This is a genomic window from Streptomyces prunicolor NBRC 13075, from assembly GCF_000367365.1.
GTDB lineage: Bacteria > Actinomycetota > Actinomycetes > Streptomycetales > Streptomycetaceae > Streptomyces > Streptomyces prunicolor.
The window spans coordinates 79,701-98,834 of sequence record NZ_BARF01000081.1 but is presented as its reverse complement, the minus strand read 5'-3'; the positions used below and the strand labels follow the sequence as shown (position 1 = coordinate 98,834).

Annotated in this window: 22 protein-coding genes; 4 read left to right on the top strand and 18 right to left on the bottom strand. The window is 68.2% G+C overall.

What is annotated here, in order from left to right; genetic code table 11:
- Nucleotides 1-38 precede the first annotated feature (38 nt).
- Both SPR02S_RS34060 and SPR02S_RS63395 read right to left on the bottom strand, forming a co-directional pair.
- Nucleotides 39-470: a hypothetical protein gene (locus SPR02S_RS34060; RefSeq protein WP_019061508.1), complete on the bottom strand. Its 432-nt coding sequence runs from the start codon at nucleotides 468-470 to the stop codon at nucleotides 39-41.
- The gene (locus SPR02S_RS63395) at nucleotides 467-841 is read right to left on the bottom strand and encodes a hypothetical protein (RefSeq protein WP_158697915.1); all 375 of its coding nucleotides are present in this window, start codon (nucleotides 839-841) and stop codon (nucleotides 467-469) included. The genes SPR02S_RS34060 and SPR02S_RS63395 overlap by 4 nt, the downstream gene beginning before the upstream one ends.
- Before the next feature lie 538 nt (nucleotides 842-1,379).
- Here SPR02S_RS63395 and SPR02S_RS34055 point away from each other — a divergent pair.
- Both SPR02S_RS34055 and SPR02S_RS34050 read left to right on the top strand, forming a co-directional pair.
- A complete protein-coding gene (locus SPR02S_RS34055; RefSeq protein ID WP_019061507.1) occupies nucleotides 1,380-2,252 on the top strand; it encodes a helix-turn-helix transcriptional regulator in 873 nt (290 codons plus the stop codon).
- Nucleotides 2,253-2,691: 439 nt separating this feature from the next.
- Nucleotides 2,692-3,414, top strand: a complete 723-nt coding sequence (locus tag SPR02S_RS34050) for a helix-turn-helix domain-containing protein (protein ID WP_019061506.1) — start codon at nucleotides 2,692-2,694, stop codon at nucleotides 3,412-3,414.
- A gap of 91 nt (nucleotides 3,415-3,505) precedes the next feature.
- Here the strand turns inward: SPR02S_RS34050 and SPR02S_RS34045 are convergent, their stop codons facing one another.
- From SPR02S_RS34045 to SPR02S_RS56880, 4 genes are all read right to left on the bottom strand, one after another.
- Nucleotides 3,506-4,438: a squalene/phytoene synthase family protein gene (locus SPR02S_RS34045; protein ID WP_019061505.1), complete on the bottom strand. Its 933-nt coding sequence runs from the start codon at nucleotides 4,436-4,438 to the stop codon at nucleotides 3,506-3,508.
- A gap of 46 nt (nucleotides 4,439-4,484) precedes the next feature.
- Entirely contained in the window at nucleotides 4,485-5,744 is a 1,260-nt protein-coding gene (locus SPR02S_RS34040) for an NAD(P)/FAD-dependent oxidoreductase (protein ID WP_019061504.1), read from the bottom strand.
- Nucleotides 5,745-5,873: 129 nt separating this feature from the next.
- A complete protein-coding gene (locus tag SPR02S_RS56885) occupies nucleotides 5,874-7,187 on the bottom strand; it encodes a DUF6545 domain-containing protein (protein ID WP_019061503.1) in 1,314 nt (437 codons plus the stop codon).
- Complete coding sequence (locus SPR02S_RS56880; protein WP_019061502.1) at nucleotides 7,180-7,839, bottom strand: ImmA/IrrE family metallo-endopeptidase; 660 nt, start codon at nucleotides 7,837-7,839, stop codon at nucleotides 7,180-7,182. The genes SPR02S_RS56885 and SPR02S_RS56880 overlap by 8 nt, the downstream gene beginning before the upstream one ends.
- 784 nt (nucleotides 7,840-8,623) lie before the next feature.
- Between SPR02S_RS56880 and SPR02S_RS34025 the strand changes: the two genes are divergently transcribed.
- Nucleotides 8,624-9,574, top strand: a complete 951-nt coding sequence (locus SPR02S_RS34025; RefSeq protein ID WP_026151102.1) for a quinone oxidoreductase family protein — start codon at nucleotides 8,624-8,626, stop codon at nucleotides 9,572-9,574.
- Between the two features lie 96 nt (nucleotides 9,575-9,670).
- Nucleotides 9,671-10,471, top strand: coding sequence for an IclR family transcriptional regulator (locus SPR02S_RS34020; RefSeq protein ID WP_019061500.1), 801 nt, complete (start codon nucleotides 9,671-9,673; stop codon nucleotides 10,469-10,471).
- Nucleotides 10,472-10,551: 80 nt separating this feature from the next.
- Here the strand turns inward: SPR02S_RS34020 and SPR02S_RS34015 are convergent, their stop codons facing one another.
- The 12 genes from SPR02S_RS34015 to SPR02S_RS33955 form a co-directional block, all read right to left on the bottom strand.
- Nucleotides 10,552-11,538, bottom strand: coding sequence for a hypothetical protein (locus tag SPR02S_RS34015; RefSeq protein WP_019061499.1), 987 nt, complete (start codon nucleotides 11,536-11,538; stop codon nucleotides 10,552-10,554).
- A 144-nt stretch (nucleotides 11,539-11,682) separates the two neighbouring features.
- Nucleotides 11,683-12,336 carry a hypothetical protein gene (locus tag SPR02S_RS34010; protein ID WP_106437076.1) on the bottom strand — a complete coding sequence of 218 codons (654 nt, stop codon included), beginning with the start codon at nucleotides 12,334-12,336 and terminating at the stop codon, nucleotides 11,683-11,685.
- A gap of 141 nt (nucleotides 12,337-12,477) precedes the next feature.
- Nucleotides 12,478-13,074 carry a hypothetical protein gene (locus SPR02S_RS56875; RefSeq protein ID WP_158697914.1) on the bottom strand — a complete coding sequence of 199 codons (597 nt, stop codon included), beginning with the start codon at nucleotides 13,072-13,074 and terminating at the stop codon, nucleotides 12,478-12,480.
- A gap of 14 nt (nucleotides 13,075-13,088) precedes the next feature.
- A complete protein-coding gene (locus SPR02S_RS34000) occupies nucleotides 13,089-14,003 on the bottom strand; it encodes a hypothetical protein (RefSeq protein ID WP_019061496.1) in 915 nt (304 codons plus the stop codon).
- A complete protein-coding gene (locus tag SPR02S_RS56870) occupies nucleotides 14,003-14,668 on the bottom strand; it encodes an AAA family ATPase (protein ID WP_078623083.1) in 666 nt (221 codons plus the stop codon). The genes SPR02S_RS34000 and SPR02S_RS56870 overlap by 1 nt, the downstream gene beginning before the upstream one ends.
- Nucleotides 14,669-14,713: 45 nt before the next feature.
- Nucleotides 14,714-15,748: a DUF4097 family beta strand repeat-containing protein gene (locus tag SPR02S_RS33985; RefSeq protein ID WP_019061493.1), complete on the bottom strand. Its 1,035-nt coding sequence runs from the start codon at nucleotides 15,746-15,748 to the stop codon at nucleotides 14,714-14,716.
- Between the two features lie 72 nt (nucleotides 15,749-15,820).
- Nucleotides 15,821-16,147: a hypothetical protein gene (locus SPR02S_RS33980; RefSeq protein ID WP_019061492.1), complete on the bottom strand. Its 327-nt coding sequence runs from the start codon at nucleotides 16,145-16,147 to the stop codon at nucleotides 15,821-15,823.
- 66 nt (nucleotides 16,148-16,213) lie between these two features.
- Entirely contained in the window at nucleotides 16,214-16,582 is a 369-nt protein-coding gene (locus tag SPR02S_RS33975) for a hypothetical protein (RefSeq protein WP_019061491.1), read from the bottom strand.
- Nucleotides 16,583-16,628: 46 nt separating this feature from the next.
- A complete protein-coding gene (locus SPR02S_RS33970; RefSeq protein WP_019061490.1) occupies nucleotides 16,629-17,051 on the bottom strand; it encodes a Pycsar system effector family protein in 423 nt (140 codons plus the stop codon).
- 228 nt (nucleotides 17,052-17,279) lie between these two features.
- Nucleotides 17,280-17,966 carry a hypothetical protein gene (locus SPR02S_RS56865; RefSeq protein WP_158697913.1) on the bottom strand — a complete coding sequence of 229 codons (687 nt, stop codon included), beginning with the start codon at nucleotides 17,964-17,966 and terminating at the stop codon, nucleotides 17,280-17,282.
- Nucleotides 17,967-18,109: 143 nt separating this feature from the next.
- Nucleotides 18,110-18,733, bottom strand: a complete 624-nt coding sequence (locus tag SPR02S_RS59135; protein WP_052347096.1) for a hypothetical protein — start codon at nucleotides 18,731-18,733, stop codon at nucleotides 18,110-18,112.
- A 98-nt stretch (nucleotides 18,734-18,831) separates the two neighbouring features.
- Nucleotides 18,832-19,134, bottom strand: a complete 303-nt coding sequence (locus tag SPR02S_RS33955; RefSeq protein ID WP_019061488.1) for a hypothetical protein — start codon at nucleotides 19,132-19,134, stop codon at nucleotides 18,832-18,834.

Below are 19,134 nucleotides of genomic sequence, written 5' to 3'. Positions count from 1 at the left end.
GGCCTGGGTGGTGCCGCCGGCCGGCGGCTAGGGAAGTGTCAGAGACACATCAGGGAGAGCTGCTCCGGCGCGGCGGCCGGCGCGCAGTCCTCCTCCCTGGGAGCCTCCTGCTCGGGGAGCAGGTTCAACTGCTCCGTGGTGTCGGTGGACGGCGGGTCGTCCGCGGGCGCCTGTGCGGGCGGGCGGGGAACGACGCGGATTCGTGCCGCCCGGTGCGGGCGCGCGTCGCGGAGCACGTTGCGGGGCGGGGGCGTCTTGGCGTCCTCGGCAACCAGCTCGGCAAGCGCGCGTACCTGAGGCCAGGTCAGCTGGGTGCGCAGTTTCACGGTGCGCAGCGACGCCCCGTCGCAGAGCATCCGCATCGCGGAGAGCTCCTTGCGGGCGTGGTCGGATTCGTAGTTGGGCCACGCGGCAGCCGGTTGAACTGTCGCTGTCGTCTCGTCGGTCGTCGGTTGCTCGTCGGTCGTCATGTGGCACCGCCCCTTGAGGTGGTGGGGTCGGCTTTCGAGGACGCCTTCGCCGGGGTGGCCTGCTGGCCGGTGGGCCAGGGCGTCGACTTGGCCTTCGTGAGTGGGGAGTTGAGGTCGCGTACGAGTGGGGGTGCGCAGGCGCCGGCGAGCGTGTGCCGTACGTCCGCGCCAACGAGGTGGTCGGTCCAGGCGCGGGTGTACGCAGGGATCTCAGCGGCTGCGTGGTGGCGAGCGACGCGCGTGGCAGACGACGCTGTACTTCCGCTGAGGCCGTATGCGGTATGCGAGCTCAGCGCGGCATGGACACAGCCGGGAGCGGTTACCGCTCCCGGGCCGAGGATGTGCCGTGTGCTGGTGGACAGTTCGATCACCCTGGAGGTTGTCCGGCGTGGAGTTGCACGGCGAAGGGCCGGGGCCGGGCGCGTCAGGTTCGCCCGACCCCGGAGCGCGGGGTAGCGGAGGAGACGATCGAAGCTGGTTTCGGACAGCTTGGTGATCGCCTAGGAGCGCCGATGGGGCTGCGCCCGGCCGGGGCGGCCGGCGTTTGCCTTGCTCACACCCGTCGTCGGTGGACAGCCCACGACCCCTGCGACCTGCGCGGCAGGCGCGAAAAGGCGACTTTTTTCCTTCACGTGATGCACTTGAGGCGCAGGTGATGCCACACTCATCCAGATCGATCTCCGTTACTCGGGGAACTCGTACGGGCCCGGCCATCGCATGGCCTCGCAAACCTGAATGGCCGGGTCCGCCCCCGCTCCCGTGACGGGAGCGGGTGTTTTACGGTGAAGCAAAGGGCAGTTGAGCTGGCGACACCACCCCGTAGATCACTAGAAGATGAAACTATCCCCTTCTTGTGATCTGATCAAGTGGCTAGAGTGTCTGCGCCCGCCAACCTGATGGAGTACCCGCATGCCCGAGCGCCTCTTCGACGGCAGCAAGCTGCGCGAGCACCGCGTGGTCAAGCGCAAGTCGCAGACCAACGTGGGGGACGCAATCGGCGTGACGACCAACCAGGTCTCCAAGTGGGAGAAGGGGCAGGCCACGCCGCCGCAGGAGCGACTCCCCGGGATCGCGCGCGCGGTGGAAGCCGACCTCGACGCGCTGTTCCCGCGGCGCGAGCCTCCCAACCTCACGGACCTGAGGTGTGACGCCGGCATGACGCGGGCCGACACCATGGCGTTCACCGCGACGAAGTCCTCGATGGCGGTCCGTGCAGCCGAGGACGGGAAACGGCCTCTGCCGCTGGAGCACGAACTCGCCCTCGCGCAGGCGTACGGCGTCTCCCTCGCCGAGCTGCGCGCGGCACAGAAGCGATCGTTCGGACAAGTCGTTCCGCTGTTCACGCCGTTGCCGACCGCTCCGGCACCGGCGAGGAGCGCCATCACCGACAGGATCGCCTCGGTGCGCGACGAGGTGTACGGAGGCAGCCTCCCGTCGGACGCAGAGATCGCCGCGGCGGGCAACAGCAAGAGCGGCCGGCCGTTGCTGACCGAGGACCTGGTGGCCGCCCTTCGCGAGGGCACACAGACGGAGGCCCCGGACGCCGTACGAGACGCCCTCGCCCTGGCCTTCGACCTGCCGCCGGTCTACTTCCATACACAGGATCAGCAGGTCGCGCGCCTGGTCGTGTCGGCGCGAGCCGTGCACAACCGCTACGCGGCCGCGACCGCCAGCGGCGGTGAAAGCGGGATGCCGACCGAGGCCCGCGAGGAGCTGGCGTGCTTCGTCAGCGACACGGTGACCGCGATCCTCGGCCCGAAGCTCGGCGGCGGAACGAAGTAGCCCGACCCGACTGCGGATCACGGATCGCGGCGCAGCACGTGCTGGCGAACGGCGATTCCGGCGGGCACGGCGTGACGGCGCCGGCGATGATGCAACACTCATCCACATCTCCCATCGAGGTGATGTCGCCGGGCCCGGTCAACAGGTTCCAAGGCCGGAGTGACCCGACCCGGCGCCAACGTCACGCTAAGTAACGCAATACGGCTGTGAGTGATCGCGCATGACATCGACCCTGCCGGGCAGATGGAGGTCGATCACCGGATAGCGATCATGCTGCACCCGGGCACAGGTGTCAACAATTGTCGCCACCTCTTCCCGGGCGAGGGTCTAGTGAGCTACAAATGTGATCACCCGCCGGGCTTGGCCGCGCGCGTGAGCGCTACTCTTTTGTCCGCCGCGCGTGCAGCTTTACCGACAAAGAGCAGGAGACCGCCCGTTTATGGACAACGCCACCTGGGTGGAGGACGTGACGGCGGCCCTGGCCGCAGTGAAAGCGGAGCTCGAACATCTGGGACACAGCCTCGAAGTGATCAACTTCTCGAACATCACGCACGAGACCGGCATTTCAGAAGTTACCCTCCGTAAGCTGTTCGCCGGTGAGGATGTCGCGTCCGAAGCCGTCAACCTGCCCTTCAAGGACCGGCTGACCTTCCTGGTCGCAACACGTCCGGGAGACGACGGCAAAGAGCGCAGGCCTTCCGAAATCGCGGCCGCGGTGGGGGTCTCGAAGGCGACGATCAACGCCCTGCTGAGCGGCGCGCGCAATCCGGGCTTTGAGGTCAGCAGGGATCTGGCGGAGTACTTCCGAGTGGACCCGGGATTCTTCAGCGTCCGCGGAGACAAGGCACTCCTCAAGGCCCTTGAGCCGGCCATGCGTCAGGCGCGTCTCCTCGCCTCGCTCAAGGGCGAGAAGGTCGAGTTGCTGGCGCTCCGCGGAAGCCTGGCCGGCGGCAGTCCTCAACTGGCCCAAGAACTACAGGAAGTACTTGAGGCGGTCGTCGCAACGGCGCGGGGATCGAGAACACCGCAACCGGTGGACACAGCCGACGATGACCCGGATCTGCGTGAATTCGCCGACACGATGAGGTCCTTGCCGCTGAAGAAACGCCGCGGCGTTCTAAAGGTTCTGCGCACCGTCGTGGGCATGGACAAGGACACCTAGAGAAGGACGTCACGCGTCCCTGAAGCGCCATCGTCTCCCAGTCAAGCCGGAGACGCGGCCCTGCCGCGCAAGCGGCAGGGCCGTCGTGCTGTCACCGTCGGCGTTTCTGGCCCCGCGCCGCGCGGTACTCGCGCCCCAGGATGCGCAGGGCTGCTGGAGTCGCGGGGCTGGCTCCGCTCTGGAGGATGGAGGCGCTGTTGCGCTTCACGGCCTCAACTCTCAGCACCTGCACGGAGATCAGGGCGTTCAGGAACGGCCAGTACGGCGGTTCCACGAGGTCCGGCAAGTCCCGGCACTGGGCGAGCACGGCATTTGCGTTTTCTGCCTGTTCGTTGACGAGTCGTTCTACCGCCGGCGCGCACTCCCGTGGCCGTTCGCGCAGGCTTGTGAGGTCCAGTCCGTGCCTGTCCAGCTCGTTCTTGGCGATTCCGACGCGGCCCTGTTCGGCGTCCTCGGCCAGGTCGGCCAGGAAATCGGTCCGTTGCATCGCCTCGATGAGCTGGCGGCAGCCGCGCACGAACGCGTCGTGGTGCTCGGCGTACGGCTCCGGGCCGATCAACGAGGCCGTCAGCATCAAGGCGGGCAGGGAGTAGCTGTCGACGTAGTCCTGGAAGTCAGCCTCGGTTGCGAAGCCGGACCAAGTGGCTTCGACGAGTGCTCCGTCCAGGAAGGCGCGCACACGCGCCCCCATGTGCGGGTGACGCCGAGTCGTATCGGCAAGTGCTCGGAGGGTTTCGTCCTCGGCTGATCCGCTGGCCAGGGCCGCCGTCGCCTGTTGGTCCCAGGAGCGCAGATGGTCTTGTCGTGTGGGGATGTCGCCGATGTCGATGCGTTTGTCGGTTTCATCCATGAAGGCGACCGCGGCGATGACGGCCGGGCGGATCCCGGCGGGGAGCAGCAGCCGGGCGGCCAGATACTCTTCGCGGCGATTGCGCCGTACGCGCTTTCGCTGGACGTCGTAGGCATGCCGCAGCTGCGGATCGGTGATGGCGGCCTGGGTCAGGGCGGCGGACCAACGGGTCACTGCTCTCCTTGGGTCTGTGCGTTGTTGCCGGGTCACACCGAGTTCGTCAACGGTCCAGGAGGACGCGGGCAGTTCGCAGGAGGACTCGGGGGCGGGTGAGGGTCCGGGGGTGTTGCCGCATGTGAAGGACGTTCATGAACGCGCGGTTGATCACGGGGTCCTTGACGGAGGCCTCCGTGATCCTGTCGCCTGCCCACCGAATGACGTTGTAGGCGCGGGGATAGGGGCCCGTGACATGTGGCTGGGCCAGGTCCGCAGTAGTGGACAAGGACCAGGCGGCGTCGACTACCCGGTCGGTTCGCCGGAAGTATCCCCAAGCCGGCTCGCGAGGAGACGCACCGGAACGCAGGTGGGCCGACAGGCAGGACGCCTGAAGGGTGGCAAGCGTGAGCCCCTGCCCGTAGATGGGGTTCACCGAGGCCATCGCATCGCCCGAGACGGCGAGGCCTGCGGGAAACCGCTCCAGCCCGGTGAAGCGCAGTCGTCGGCTCTCACGGAAGTGGAAGGTGTCGATCTCGCCTTCCAGTGCGCAGTGATTGGCCACCTGTTGTAGCGGGGCGACGCAACGCCGAAGCCTGGCACGGAACTGGTCGGGATCCGCCGTGGGCCGGTAGTCGTGGTAGCCGGCGACGACGACGGACCACCGGTTTCCCTCCACCGCGGCGAGCGCGCCGGGCTCGCACGCGCTGGCGAGGTAGTTGCTGGCCGGCCCGGGCGCCGAGTGGACGATCACGGTGGCGGGGAGCTCGTCCCCCCTACGGAACGTGGCAGTGGCGTATCCGAGGTCGATCCGCATGCGGTCGACAGGAGCTGCCGGCCATCCGTGTTGAGTGAGCCAGGTGGTCAGACGGCTGGAGCGTCCCATTGCGTCGACGACGAAGTCGGCTTCGATCTCGGTCGCGGTCGTCTCGGTGCCGGCGGTGTAGCGGACGCCGCGGACACGGTCGTGGTGTAGGAGAAGTCCTTGAGCACGCCCTGTCACGAATCGGATGTTGGATACAGCCCGGGTACGCCGGAGAACACTGTTCTCGATGAACGGGCGGGTAGCGCCGATCATCTGCAGGTCGTTCATGGCGGGTCTGCGGCGGCCGTCCACATAGAACTGAACGGCTGAGCCCCTGCCGAGGTGTGCACCGTCGTTGGCCATCTCCTCGACGATGCCGGGAAACCACCGCTCCAGTTGGAGCTGCCCCATGGCCAACAGGGCGTGCAGCTGCCGTCGGTGAGGCGCACCTGGGCGGTTTCCCTCAGCGGTCAGGAGATTCGGCTCCAGGACGACGACGTCCTCCGCGAAGTCGCTCAGCACCCGAGCTATGAGCAGCCCGGAAAAGCTGCCTCCAAGAACTACAGCCCGCTGCACGGGTCTCCAATCCGAGCCCGTGTCGGCTCAGGCTCATCCGGTGGTCTGTGACGGCCGGCGGTGGCCGGGCCGACGCTACTGGACCCGTGCAACGGTGTGAGGTGACTGGTCGGCGCGGCGGGCGGTGTGGACGATCAGGAGGGATGCGTCGACGAGCGGGTGGCTGAGGGATCGGGCCACGCGGACCAGCCGGGCCCTCTCTAGCGCTGCGGCCGTCTTATTCCCCGGCATTGCGGCGGCGGGCCCGCGAGACACCGGCGGCGCCGGCTCCGCGTCGGCGACGCTGCGCGTGCGGGCCTCCTGGAGGCGTACGACGGCGTGCTGCAGAACGGCGGCTGTGGCGAGGGCCTCCAGGTCGTGCTGCGGCAGGCCCCCCTTGGGGATGGCGAACTTGGTGCGGGTGGACTCGTCCTCAAGGCACTTGTCGTGCAGGGCCTTGACCACCTGGGCCGGCTCGTCGCTCACCCACTTTTGAAGGGCCCGGATCCCGTCGAGGATCTCGATGATCCTGCGGTGGAGAGTCCAGCGAACGTTGACGGTGCGGTTCGGGCGGGCGCCGGACGAGCCGAACGACAGGTTCTTGTCAACGCTGGCGACGACGAGGTCCCACAACGGCTGAAGGACCGCGATGTCGCGGCGCTCGCGGAGCCAAGCGGTCGCGGCAGCACCGGACATCCCGTAGCCGGTGAGCAGGCAGCCCACGACGCCGAACACGGAGCCCAGAACACCCACGCCGTCGAGCTGATGATGTCCTGCGGCTGCCGCAACGACCGCCGGCGCCGAGCAGACGACATAGCCGGCAGTGACGGCCATACTGGTGCCGAACCAGCGCATCGCGTGCTGCATCTGCTCATCTTCGAGCTTCGCGCGTCGAGACCGACGCCATGTGCCCACAGTTGCGCAGGCCAGTGCGGACAGGAACACGCCGAGGAAGACCAGGACGCGTGGCTCGTCGGCCTGAGCGGTGTTGAACTTCAGCGGCTCGGCAGGGCCGGTCAGGTGTGCGCCGAGGAACATCACCGTCATGATCACGGCCGCCACGGTGTAGCCCACCGTCCACGCCGCGATCGTGCGGCGCGTTCGCCGAGGCTCCTCTGGGTGTGTGGGCACCCAGATCAGGGTCAGGATGTGATCGATTGCGAAACACGTGAGGATGCAGAGGTAGATCGGCAGCGTGGCGATCCATGGCTGGTCGAAGGCCTCGCCCATGCGCCGGTAGCCAGCTGGCGAAGCTTCTATGTAGTTGAGTCCGCCCACGAAGAACGAACCGGCAATGAGGGCGAGAGTGAGGGTCGGCTCGCGTAGGAAGGCAAATCCCTTCCAGCAGCCGATCGTCACGTAGAAGGCCGCCATGAAGAGGTAGATAGGGGTGGCGACTGTCTCAGACACCGGTTCTCCTGTGGGTGAGGATGGCAGTTAGGCCTTCGAAATCGGTGCGCCGCAGTTCCAGGTGCCGCTCCAACAGCACGGTGGCCAATGCCTCGACGCGGCGTTCGGTCTTCGAGGCGTAGTGGGAGCGCTTGAAGTACCTGGTGACCTCGTCCGGGTTGAGGTTGGGCACGAGTTGCTGTGCGAGCTCCCTGGGAAGGAACTCGTCGGCGTCCAGTGTGTCCGTGTGCCCGTCTGCGTCGTCCAGGAGGAAGTGGCCCAACTCGTGAAGAATCGCGTGAAGTTGGGTTAGCTCACTCGCGTTGGTGTCAACAACAACGAAGTCCTGCTCGGGAGTCGATATGCAGAACGCGCTGACCTTCGAGGGCAAGGCCAGGTAGAGCACGGTGATGGGTGTGCCGCGTCGGCGGGCGACCAGCTCAACCATGTCGTCGATACTCCGGACATCCGAGAGGCCGATGTCCTTGCGGATGAGCTTGGCGGCGTTGTGGGTCTCGACGCGTATGGCGATCTGTTCCCGGAGTGAAGAGGTCCAACGCGGCGTCGAAGCTCTTCGGCGTCTGATCGGCTCTGTCGGCGTCACGCTCACGTCGCCCTCTGGCTGATGGCGGCGCGACGGCGCACGGAACCAGTCGTACGGCAGGCCGTCCATGGGGCGGGTGATGCCAGAGGTCGTCCGGGCGTCGAGAGCTGTCGCGCTGCCGCCCTCGCGGCCCGGCGTACCGGGGGCCGGGCCGGATCGCGCAGCCGGATCCGGCATCCAGGCCAAGGCGAAGCCGCACTGTGGAGCAGGGCGGTCGGCGAGCCGGGGGCGCACCTGCCCTTCGAGTGAGCGACAGCAGAAGGGAAGTCAGCGACCCGGCTCAGGGCGTTCGTTCCGCGTTCGGCCCTTGTACGGACCGCAGATCGTCCACCTTCGTCGAGGTGCGGGGCCGGCAGGGAAGCCGCGACACTCTCTGGCTCGTGCCCACCCAGGTGAGGGCGGCGCCGGGTCTTCGGCGACTGGGGAACGGAAACCGGGTTACCGAGGTGACGCCGAAGCTCTTTCGTCCTGTTCATGCTTGCCCTTAGCCCCCTGCGTCCCGCACGGCCCGCCAAACATCGAATCAAACTCATGTTCTATCAGCATGTCGCGCCGTGCACCCCGTATGAACGCCCCGCTCAAGGTCCGCGCCACGCCGCAACGCAACGTGATCACGCGGCCACCCTCATCGCGGGAGCGGGCTCCATACGACCCGACTTTACAAGCAAACGCAACATGCAATTCCGCTTCTCACGGGGCGAGAAAGTGTGCCATACATTTACTCACAGGGTGAGAAAGCAGAGAGTCCTTTTCTCACGTGACGAGAAAGAGGACGATTGGTCTAGCACAGTCCATGTGGCCTGATGAGACGTGGTCTAGCCTGTGCCCGCTCGCGAAAATATTGAGGAGAAACATGCACGCCATCGTTATGACCGAATTCGGCGGACCCGAGGTACTGAAGTACACCGAGGTCCCCGACCCGCAGAGGCGCGGTCGGCAACTCCTCGTGGATGTGACGCTTGCAGGAGTAAATTACGCAGACAGGCACGTAGCCGAAAATTCATACCTCAAAGCGGTCGATCTGCCCTACATCCCGGGCAACGAAGTCGTGGGGGTCACCCAGGACGGCCGGCGGGTCATCGGCCTGACCCAGGGCGGAGGCTACGCCGAGAAGGCGATCATCCACCCGAGTCTGGCCTGGGAGATCCCGGACGGCGTGACGGACGAGCAGGCCGTTCCGCTGGCCTTGCAGGGCAACAGCGCCTTCCACATCCTGTTCACCGTTGCCCGCGTCGAGGCCGGCGAGAAGATCCTCGTCCCCGCCGCGGCCGGCGGCGTCGGCAGCCTCGCCGTCCAGCTCGCCGCCCAGAACGGCGCTCAGGTGATCGCGCTCGCCTCGACCGAGGAGAAGCGGCAACTCGCGCTCGACCTCGGCGCGCAGGCTGCAGTCGACTCGTCCACGATCGATGGCCTGGCCGACCGGGTGAAGGAAGCCGCCGGAGGCCCGGTGAACGTGGCCCTGGAGATGACCGGCGGTCAGATGCTCCAGGAGACGATCGCCACGCTCGCGCCTCGCGGCCGACTCGTGCTGTACGGCTTCGCCGGCGGTCAGCTGGAGGACATCCCCGTGCGCACCCTGCTCCAGAACTCCATCACGGCATCGGGATTCTGGCTGCCCAGCCTCTACACCGACCGCCGGGTCTCCCTCGAACTGTCGACCATGCAGTTGTTCGCCTCCGTGGTCAACGGTGCCCTGAAGACCGTCTCTGGAGGATCCTTCCCGCTGGAGCAGGCCGCGGACGCTCACCGGCTCCTCGCCTCACGCTCGGCGACCGGCAAGATCTCGCTCGTGACCGGCAAGTAATATCCCTGGAGGTTGGCAATTGCCGGAGGCACGCACGCCTCCGGCGCGCAGGGACGATACGCCTACGGCAGTGTGGGCAAGGGGCAGGAGAATGGGATGAGCTCAAGCCGCGGACGGGCCGGCAACTCGCACACAGACCGCGTCATTCTGGTCCAGCAGACGCTGGCCGAAATGGGCCCCGGGAAGCACCAACTGTCCGAGATCACCGCAAGGACAAAACTGGATGACTCAACCGTGGGTCGCATACTGGCCCGGCTCGTCTACCTGGGCCTCGCGGTCCGACCTGAGCGTGGCCGGTACGCGCCGGGCATCGGGACCGCCGAGATCGGCCTCCACCCCCTCGCCAACAAGCAGCTCAGCGACGACAGGCGTGTCAAGCAGATCCTCGACACCCTGCGCCTGAAGACCGATCTCGGCCTGGTCTTCCTCTACACGAAGACGCAGCTCTTCCCGTCCCGCAACTGCCTGGCGATGTCGGTCGGTGACTCCGGCCTGGACGAACTCGGCATGTCCGCCCGCGACGTCCTGATGGTGAACCGGAGCCTGCGCACCGGCGCTTCCGGCCGGACGATCCTCGCCTACCTCTCCTCAGAGGTCCAGGAAACGGTTCTGCAGGAACAGCTTCCCGATGAGGCAGGGCCCGGCGCCATCACGGATGTCGCAGAGTTGCGGGCCTCGCTCGCCGAAGTACGCGACCAGGGTTTCGCCTTGGGCTATCAGGAGTGCATGGCGCGCTGGAACTCAGTCGCAGCCCCGATCGTCTGGGAGGACTCCATCGTGGGTGCCGTCCTCCTGCTCAAGCCCTTCGACGTGATGCCGCACGCGCCGGAGGAGTACATCGAAGCAACGGTCGAGGCCGCGGCCCAGCTGAGTCTTGAGATCTCCGGCTGGTACTAGGCCGCCACAAGCTGGCCGAACTTGACGATGGCCGGGCCCTGGACAACTCCAGGGCCCGGCCTCGCTGTTGTGGTGCCTCGTCAGGCACAGTGTGCGCCCCAGGCACTGGCCACATCGGCCACCCACACCTCGGGCAACTCCCCCTGAAGGGTCCCAAGGAGCAGTTGGGGCACCGCGTCCAGCCGTTCGAACAGCGCGACGCTGACCGGCTCGCCCACCAGCGTGTACCGCCCGTGGCCGGCGAGTGGGCTTCCGGGACCGAACTCTCGGTAGACCTGCCGGAGACGCTCCCCCTGCTGCTCGGCGAACAACGCCAGGCGTTCGGGATAGCCAGCGGTCTCCTCCTCCGCCATGGTCGCCAGCACCAGGACCATCGCGTCCCAGCACAGGTCGCTGTCGTACTCCGTCAACCCGGTGGCAGAGCGGAAAGTGCTCACGGCGGCCATCAGTAGATGGGAGACGGCTGTGCTGTCGGCGTCGCCGGCATGCCAGGTGCGGTCCGCACTGCCCACGGTCACCTCGTGCAGGACGCCTTCGAGGTCGGCGATCTGATGGGCAAGGGTGACCGCCTCCCCCCGGGTGAGGGTGTAGGCGGCCCTGCCCCCGACCTCGCTGACCCGGCGCCACGTACCGTCGATCCACACCTGAAGTCCCGTTGCGGCGCCGTAGGTGATGGCCCACCGGTCGCCATGGCGGTCGGGACGTACGACAACCTCTCCATAGACGCCGACCGCGCGGTTCGGAATCGGGACACGGAACTCCGTGGCCAGTGCGAGCAGTTCCTCGTCCGAGAGTGCACCGGGATGTTCCGCACATCCGTAGAGGGCACGTGCCTCGATCGCCACCGGCGTGGGATTGCCGTTGTCGGTCAGCTCCCACAGTTCCTCGGACCGCTGCCGCCATGTCAGGACGCCGACCGAGTCGAGGTCCTCGGTGTACGTCCCCTCGGTGATCTTCTGGGCGGTGGCGAGGTCGGCAAACGGCCGACCGCCCCGCCAGGTCGGATGGTCGTCCCAACTGGCCTCGAACACCCTTCCGACCTGGCGCGCCTCCTCAACCTCGCTCATCACATGCCCCCCGAGGCGTCCGGTAGTGTCCGGGCAATCGCAGGTATCCGCCGACGGTCAGGATCAGGACACGTTCGCAGGCCTCTCGCGGGACTCCGCCGTCCTGGCCGCGCTCCTGTCGAGTGTCTTCACGCGGGGGCCGCCTCACAGCGCCCTGCCGTCCGGACCGTAGAGATCCCCGTCGGGCCCGCGCCGGGCCTCGAACTCCCCGCGGTCGGCCTCCTCTTCCTCGGCTTCGCGCCAATCGAGGTACTCCTGCCGGACATACGCCCGAGCTCCCCCGGGGCCATTCCACAACGTGCTGTCGGCGCGGATGCTGCCGTTCGTGTGCTGCCCGAGGTGGCTGGTGTCGAACGCGAGGAGCCCCACTGCGGCCGCGACCGCATGCATGTTTGCCTGGTCGACCTCCTCATCATTGAACGCCCGGCGGTACCAGTCGAGTTCGATCCTGTGAGCCGCTCGGTCCAGCCACGCGGACTTCCGCAGCAGCACCTCCCGGTGCTCCCACCTCTCTACAGCCGGTCTGGCACCGGTCCACGTGCCGTGGGCGCGTTCCTTGACGTTCTCGGTCAGCACGAGCAGCGCGTACTCCTCGTCGAACAGGTCGGGGGCGGCATCGTAGGCCTCCCTGTAGTTGGGTCCCGCGTGGGCGGGCGTCTCGAATGCGTCCCAGGTGGCGGCGCAGCGGGTGCAGGCCAGCGAGCCCACGTCCGTGGCGCCGCAGGGGTAGCGGATGAGGTTGGCGACCAAGTGCGCGCCCTGGCAGCGCGGGCAGCGGATGGCAGGGGTTTGGAGCATCGGATCCATTTCGTTGTGGTGGTGGCGGTTGAAGGGCGTTGGTTGTCGGGTCGGGGTGGTTCCTGTTGTTGTCGGCGATCTCTTCCTGAGAGGGCTCGTGATAGAGCGGCGGGACTCGGGCCCGTGCTCGTGCACGGGGCTCTACGTCGCAACGGACTCCGCGCTCTGGCTGTTCACGGGCTCCGTGAGTTCCACGATGACGAGCGACAGGCGTGCGAATCCGGTCGTGACCGGGGATCCCATCACGGGATTGGGGCCCAGCAGATGCTCGTGGTTGTCGTCCGGCAGGAGTCCTCCGTCGGAGACCAGGCCGTCGACGTACGCCTTGGCCGTGGGCGCCCAGTTGCCCGGGTCGCGTTTGCGAGTGATCGGCCGGGCGTGCAACACGTAGAAGATCGCCGCACGCTGGAGACGGGGGAGGCGCTTGGCCATGGCCAAGCGGGCGGCGTCCGTACGAAGTTGCCTCCGAAGCCGGTGATAGGCCATGTGGTGAAGCCGCTGATTGCTGGTCAGCAGGTCCTCGGAGTACGGCATGAGAAGTGTTTCGACGTAGCCGACTCCAGAGAGCCCGGCGAGCAACGGACCAACAGCGGGCGGCTCGGGGAAGGAGGGCGGCCCCGGGTGCACGGGAGCCTTCTTCCGGGCCGGCTTCTCCCGTGGCACTTCCGCCGCTGCCGGCTGGACGGCCTGGGCCCCGCCGCGGCGCCCAATCAGCGCCTGATACTGGGCGATAGTCATCCTGGCAACCACGCTCAGGCCTCCAGAGCCGCAGTGCCAGCATCAGTCAACCACCAGCGGTGCCCGTACTGACCGGTGTCCGTCTTGCTGGGCTTCTCATCCTCCTGAGCCCACCCCTTCGCCTGGAGCTTCGTGACGGCGGTGTCGACCTTCCGGCCGAGGTGCCCCCAGGCCACTCCGTGGCTGCGCCGGCTGGTGTCGCGAATCGTCGGCTGGCCACGTGCCGGCCGCAGCGTGAGCACGACGCCGGAGTCGATGAGCTTGAGCAGCCTCGCTTCCACTGCGGTGGGCGGGGCGGGTGCATCGAGAGTGCGTACCTTGGCGACGAACTCCTGGCAACGCCCGCAGGTGGGCGGGAGGTCGACCGCGCCGCCCAGGTGCAGGGGGTTGGACCGCTCCGGCGTCTCGCACAAGCCCATGTCCGCCGTGTGCCTTCGGCTACGGCCGGAGAGGAGGTCAACCGCGGCCACGATGTGCCGCAGCGCCCCATCGGCTCCGGTGTGGCGGGTGTTTTCGTGGACGGTGAGCGGAACCGGGGCCTTCACAGCGAGCTGGCGCCATGCCTCCTTGGCCATGTTCAGTTCGGCCACGGCCGCCCGCTCGCGCCCGACTCGCCGCTCCTCCGCCGCCTGACGCTCCTTGACGATCCGGGGCGGAAGGGGCGGCTCAAGCCCCCGCTCGTCCGCGACTATCAGCATCCACCCATCCACGGTGGAGACGTGCCGGATGCCGGGGAAGCCGCGGCCCAGGACGGCCGTGCACCAGTCGCCGCCCCGACGAGCGGCGACCTCCTCCATGCGACCGATGGTGTCCATGCCGAGAGGCCCACGGCCGCTGCGCCGCGCCTGCTCACGTACCTCCTCGAACTCGGGGTACGCGGGCTCTGCGCCGAGCTCGGGCAGAAGGCCGGTGACCGCACGCCGTCGCATCAGGCCCCCCTTCCGGATGCAGCGTCCGCAACGCCGACGAAGTAGACCTCGGCGAACCCCTCCCGGCGCAGACGCGCGGCTGACCGAGGCGTCTGGCGGTGCTGCCAGGCAACGCGGTCGTCGGGCACGCGGGTGTTCGCGGGGCGCAGCGCATTGCGTGCGAGGCAGGTTTCCAGGGGGGTGAGGAAGACGACGGCTACCGTACGCCGACCGTGGGCGAGGGCAGGCTTGAGCACGGTGGCCCGCACACGCTCCTCCACGTTGGTGGAGTCGACGCCCGTGGTCAGGCCGAGTTCCATCCGTGTACGCAGGATGAGGTTCTGCATCCGCACGGCCTGCGGGGTGACGCGCTGGTTGCCAGCATCGTCAGCCAGACGCAATCTGAGTTCGTCGAGGCAGACGATCGAACTCTCCGGCATCGTCGAGAAGAGCGTGGACTTGCCGGAACCGGCCGCGCCAACAGCACAGACGAGTGTTCCAGCGTCGAAGGACGAAAGGTCGGGGATCACCGCTTCACCGCCATCCGGATAGCGGCGACAGCGGCGGCGATGGTGGTCGCGGCCAGGAACAGGGTGACGGGGCTGAAGCCTCCGAACACGGATGGTCTCCCAATGGATTGAGGATGTCGCGAAGGTCGTCGCGCCAGCGCTCAGCGCGGCGGACATGCGGTGTGGTGTTGCTGCCGAGTCGGCCAGGTGTGCCGAGCGGAGTCAGTACGTGGGGACGGTGCCGTAGCGGTTGCGGGCGTCGACGTAAAGGTCGTAGCGGCCACGCACGCCGTGGAGAGTGACGGCGCCCTGGTAGGAGCGTGCTTCGATACGGCCTCTGGCCGTACGGGCGACAGTGAGCCCGATGCTGCCGTTGTGGCTGATGATCCTGGCGTCGCTGCCGCTGTAGGTCGTGATGGTCGTCCGGCCGTTATGCGTCTCGATGTCGGCCGACTCCTGGACCGCGGAGATGGTGAGGGAGCCGTTGTGGCCACGGACCGTGACGGATCCGAGGACGCCAGCAGTCAGGCCGCCATTGAGTGTGGTCAGGTCGAGCTCGGCGAGTGCACCGTGAATGATCAGGTCCGCGTTGCGGGTCGTCATGGTGACGCCCGAGCCCAAGGGGAGGGTCACGTTGACTTCAAGCCGACTGCTTCCGTCTTCCCCAGCGTTCATGCGGCCGACGTTCGTGACGCGGTCGCCGACGTGGAAATCACCGGCGACGGTCACCCGGTCGCCGAAGTAGTACGAGCTGCCGTACGCGGAGTGAAAGGTCGTGCCGTGGCTGATGAGGGGTTCCGGCTCCGGGACGACGACGGTGACACGGTTGCCGACCAGACGGATGGTGGCGCGGCGGGCGGCATCGGCCCAGCGGCCAGTGCTCTCGGTGCTGCGCACCGTGGCGCGCGCGACGGTTGCGGCCGGATCGACGGTCACGGTCACACGGCCGTTGGGGCAGGTGATGTTCGCGAGGAACGGCGTGTGGCGCTGGTCGCCCTCGCCGGTCGTGCTGTTCGTGGCGGCAGAGACATGGTCCGATGCGGACGGGCGCAGCTCGGCGATCTTGCAGACCATCTCTGCGGCCCAGGGCTCGTTGTGGGCGATCCGCTGGAGCGCCTGAGCAAACTCCTGCTGTGCCTCGACATGGTCCTTCGTGGCCTTGATAGCCAGGTAGAGGTTGGCGGCCATTGACGCAGCGTGCTCGGACACCCCGAGGAGGCTGACGTACTGGCGGCTGAGCTCGTCGGCGGTGTTCACGTGTCTCCCCTTGCTCCAATGCGACTCTTAAGACTATACAACACAAAGGTAAACGTCCGCAAGCCTTAAGAGTCAACGCGGTGAGTGCGGGGCGTCCTGGACTGCTCGCTCGGCCGCGCTCTTCATGATCGCGATGCCGTCGGGGCGGGCGTGAACCGCAGCGAGGATGCTGTCCGTCCACCACCTCAGCCCGCGGTAGTCGCGCCGCGCCGTATCCCTCGCCCGCCGCACGGCGGACAGCTCTTCCGCGAGCACCGGACAGTCGCAGCGCTCGATATCAGGGTCGTGCATGCGGGACATGCAGCCCGGAACGAGCCAGCGCGTGCCGCCCTCCTCCTCAACCCAGTAGCAGACCGGCGGAATCACCGGCGGCTGTCCGTCGAGCGAGTTCATCATCATGGTCCTTTCCGTGCCGACCGTTCTCCGCCCCGTCCCGCGATGGCGCTGGGGCGGGACAGACAGCGGTCAGTGCGAGAGGAGGAGAGAGCGGCCCTCCGGGCTGGAGGTCGCGTGGGATACGGGCTGCGCCGCGGCCGACCCGGCGACCGCGATTGCGTACAGGACGAGGGCGGCGACGGCGACCGTCGCGATTCCTGCGGTGGCCAGGCTCCAGGACGGCGTCCCGTTCCACGCGACCAGGACGGTGGCCGCGGCCGCGGCCAGGAGGGCGACACCGAGGCCGGCGGCGCCGAACGTGTCCTCGACGGTGATCAGGATCGCGCGCGCAGGCGCGATCACGATCGTCAAGACGGCTGCGAAGAAGGCGAGTTGGACGGTGCGTAGGACGAATCCGGACGCGGCGAGCGCGCCGAGGGCGCGGCAGAGGAGGCACATGAGGGTCCTTTGAGGTGAGGGTCTGTCCGCCGCGTCGGGCGGTCGGTCACAGCAGGGCTTTGGTCCAGCTGGCGGTGAGGGCGAGGGCCAGGCCGACGAGCGTGAGGGCGATTGAGGCGTTGATGCGCCGGTACTTGGTGCGCAGCAGGCGGGAGAGGGCGCCGACGTCCTCGGCGCGCCGGTCGTCGGCGAGGACGTCGCGGATCTGGCCGGCGGGCAGCAGGGCCCAGAAGGGCCACGCCGTACGGCCGGAGGGGCGTGTCCGTGCCCAGACGGCCAGCAGCACGAAGCTGATCGCCGCCAGCAGTCCGCAGGCGCTCAGCGCCTGGAAGACGAGGACCAGACGACCCTTCCCTCCGGCGGGCGTTCCGCCGACGAGGAGGACGGCGCCGTTGAAGGCGAGGAGGAGATTCGCCTTGCCGTCGCAGCGGCTCAGCTGACCTTCGAGGCTGGTGATGGTGGCGTCCAATCGCTGGTCCAGGCGCGTGGCGCGGTCCCTCGCGGCCCGGACGCGCCGGGCGGACAGCCTGGGGCGCCGAGTGCGTAAGGGGCGGCGATGTGGGATGGGTCGGGTGCGCAATGTGGTCTCCTGCCTGACGCTACGGCGGCGTGGCTGTGGACAGATTTCGCGAGGCGGGACCGGCCTTTTGGGGCCCGGCCCCCCGCGCTGTTCGCCGTGGGTGGGCGGCGCCGGCGCTCAGGTGTTCGGGTGGCTGCGGGCTTCGGTGGAGGCCGTGGCCGGCGGCAGGTGCACCGTGATGTGGGGCTGGTAGACGGCGACGGTGCCGTAGGGCGTGGAGGTGCGGCGCCGGGGCAGGCCGCGCAGGGCGAGGGTGGAGGCCAGGCACCAGGCCAGGGCTGCGGCGCCGGCCGCGACCGGACGCCCGCTGTCCGGGGTCGCCGACCAGATCATCGCGACGGATACGGCCCCCCATCCGACCCAGGTCATGTGCAGTGCGTTGTTGCGCGTGAGGCACCCGCCGGCGAGCGCGGTCAGCCCGGTTGCCTGCCACAGCGCGTACGCAACCGGCTCGGTCAGGGGCAGGGCCTTGCTGTGGTCGGCCAGGTAGGAGTGCACCGGGTCGGTGAGGGTGGCGCGGACGGCGGCGACGACGTGGCCGGGGCCATCAACGGCCGGGACGGCGCCGAGCATCTGCTGCACGGCCGTGAACACGGCCGTTCCGGCGTGGGACATGAGCAGGACGAAGACGGCTGTCACGGTCGCGGCGAGGACGGCCTTGATCCAGTTGGCCATCCCGTGCCAGCCCGCTTGGGGTGCGGCACGCAGGTCCTCCCACCGGCGGTGCAGAACGCCGCCGTCGGACCATGCCGCGGTCCACCGCCGGCGTAACGCTGCTCGTCGGCTTCCGCGGTTCCCGGACATCGGGGGCTTCTTCAGTTCGAGCTCTTGGGTCGGCACGGGTGTTGTCCGATCGGTTTGAGTGGTGGTGGTTCAGGTCCGGATGGCCTGTCCCGCCCCCGAGGTCCCGCAGGGCGGGTCCGGGCGCGAGGCAGGTCACCCGGACGTCAGCCCTTGAAGCGGTTCCGCTTGAAGACCGCCTTGCGGATGTTGATCACCGAACCGCCGGTGCTCTTGCTGCTGCCGCGCCCGAACACGACCAGTCCGAGGGCGACGGCCAGGACGGCGAGCCACATGACGAACTGGCCGGCGGCGGTGAGGATGTCGTCGACGACGGCCAGGCCGGGGGCGGCTGCGCCGACGCCGTACCCAGCGAGGGCGATTCCGCCGCCCGTCGACAGGGCGATCACGCTGTACTTCCACACGAACGCCGGCACGGCCGCCGCCGGCGCCTTCTGCGGCGGAGCGGTGGAGGCTGGCAGTTCGAGGTACTGCGGCGCCGCGGCGAGCTGTCCACGCTGCTGCTGGAGGCGCTGCTCCTCCAGGAGCGTCAGGTCGCGGACACGGGCCATGTACATCTGGTCCGCCAGCAGGCGCTGGACATCCGGCGTCAGCCGCAGGTACGGCGCGGGCACGCGGGAATCCGGATGCGGGCCCTGGGGGTCGGTGAACACCCGCAGGATGCGCTCCAGTTCCTCGTACGGCAGTGCGTCGAGGTCGCTGTGAGCCCGCGTCGGCGCCTCGTCGACGGCCGGCTGCTGCTGGTCAGGGGACAGGGGGTGGATCTCCACGGGGGCTCCTTGCCGGGTGCGGACAAACGAAAGACCCGCCCGGCCGAAGAGGCCGGGCGGGTCGGGCGGGGTGGTCGCCACGGAGACGACCGGTGGGGCTATCCGAGGCTGAGGAAGGCGAAGGAACCGGCGAGCAGGACGAGGAGCGCCTTGGCCCACCACGGCCCGACCTCGAGCGCGCCCCACGCGCCGAGGAGTGTGGCAGCGCGCAGGCCCCATCGGGCGAAGAACCCGAGGGGCGTGAGCTGCTGCAGCTCGACGATGCGATCCGTGCGCCGGTCCATCTCGCGCTGGAGGTGGGCCCGGGTCACCGGATCGGTCTCCGAGGTGTTGGCGAACGTCACGCTGTAGGTGTGCCGTTCGCCCTCCAGCCGGGCGATCTCTTCCTCCGGTGTCTCCAC

Coding starts and splice junctions, on each gene's coding strand:
- SPR02S_RS34060 (WP_019061508.1), bottom strand. CDS start 470: ATGACGACCGACGAGCAACCGACGACCGACGAGACGACAGCGACAGTT.
- SPR02S_RS34055 (WP_019061507.1), top strand. CDS start 1,380: ATGCCCGAGCGCCTCTTCGACGGCAGCAAGCTGCGCGAGCACCGCGTG.
- SPR02S_RS34050 (WP_019061506.1), top strand. CDS start 2,692: ATGGACAACGCCACCTGGGTGGAGGACGTGACGGCGGCCCTGGCCGCA.
- SPR02S_RS56880 (WP_019061502.1), bottom strand. CDS start 7,839: ATGGACGGCCTGCCGTACGACTGGTTCCGTGCGCCGTCGCGCCGCCAT.
- SPR02S_RS34025 (WP_026151102.1), top strand. CDS start 8,624: ATGCACGCCATCGTTATGACCGAATTCGGCGGACCCGAGGTACTGAAG.
- SPR02S_RS34020 (WP_019061500.1), top strand. CDS start 9,671: ATGAGCTCAAGCCGCGGACGGGCCGGCAACTCGCACACAGACCGCGTC.
- SPR02S_RS34015 (WP_019061499.1), bottom strand. CDS start 11,538: ATGAGCGAGGTTGAGGAGGCGCGCCAGGTCGGAAGGGTGTTCGAGGCC.
- SPR02S_RS34010 (WP_106437076.1), bottom strand. CDS start 12,336: ATGCTCCAAACCCCTGCCATCCGCTGCCCGCGCTGCCAGGGCGCGCAC.
- SPR02S_RS56875 (WP_158697914.1), bottom strand. CDS start 13,074: ATGACTATCGCCCAGTATCAGGCGCTGATTGGGCGCCGCGGCGGGGCC.
- SPR02S_RS34000 (WP_019061496.1), bottom strand. CDS start 14,003: ATGCGACGGCGTGCGGTCACCGGCCTTCTGCCCGAGCTCGGCGCAGAG.
- SPR02S_RS56870 (WP_078623083.1), bottom strand. CDS start 14,668: ATGTCCGCCGCGCTGAGCGCTGGCGCGACGACCTTCGCGACATCCTCA.
- SPR02S_RS33980 (WP_019061492.1), bottom strand. CDS start 16,147: ATGATGATGAACTCGCTCGACGGACAGCCGCCGGTGATTCCGCCGGTC.
- SPR02S_RS33975 (WP_019061491.1), bottom strand. CDS start 16,582: ATGTGCCTCCTCTGCCGCGCCCTCGGCGCGCTCGCCGCGTCCGGATTC.
- SPR02S_RS56865 (WP_158697913.1), bottom strand. CDS start 17,966: ATGTCCGGGAACCGCGGAAGCCGACGAGCAGCGTTACGCCGGCGGTGG.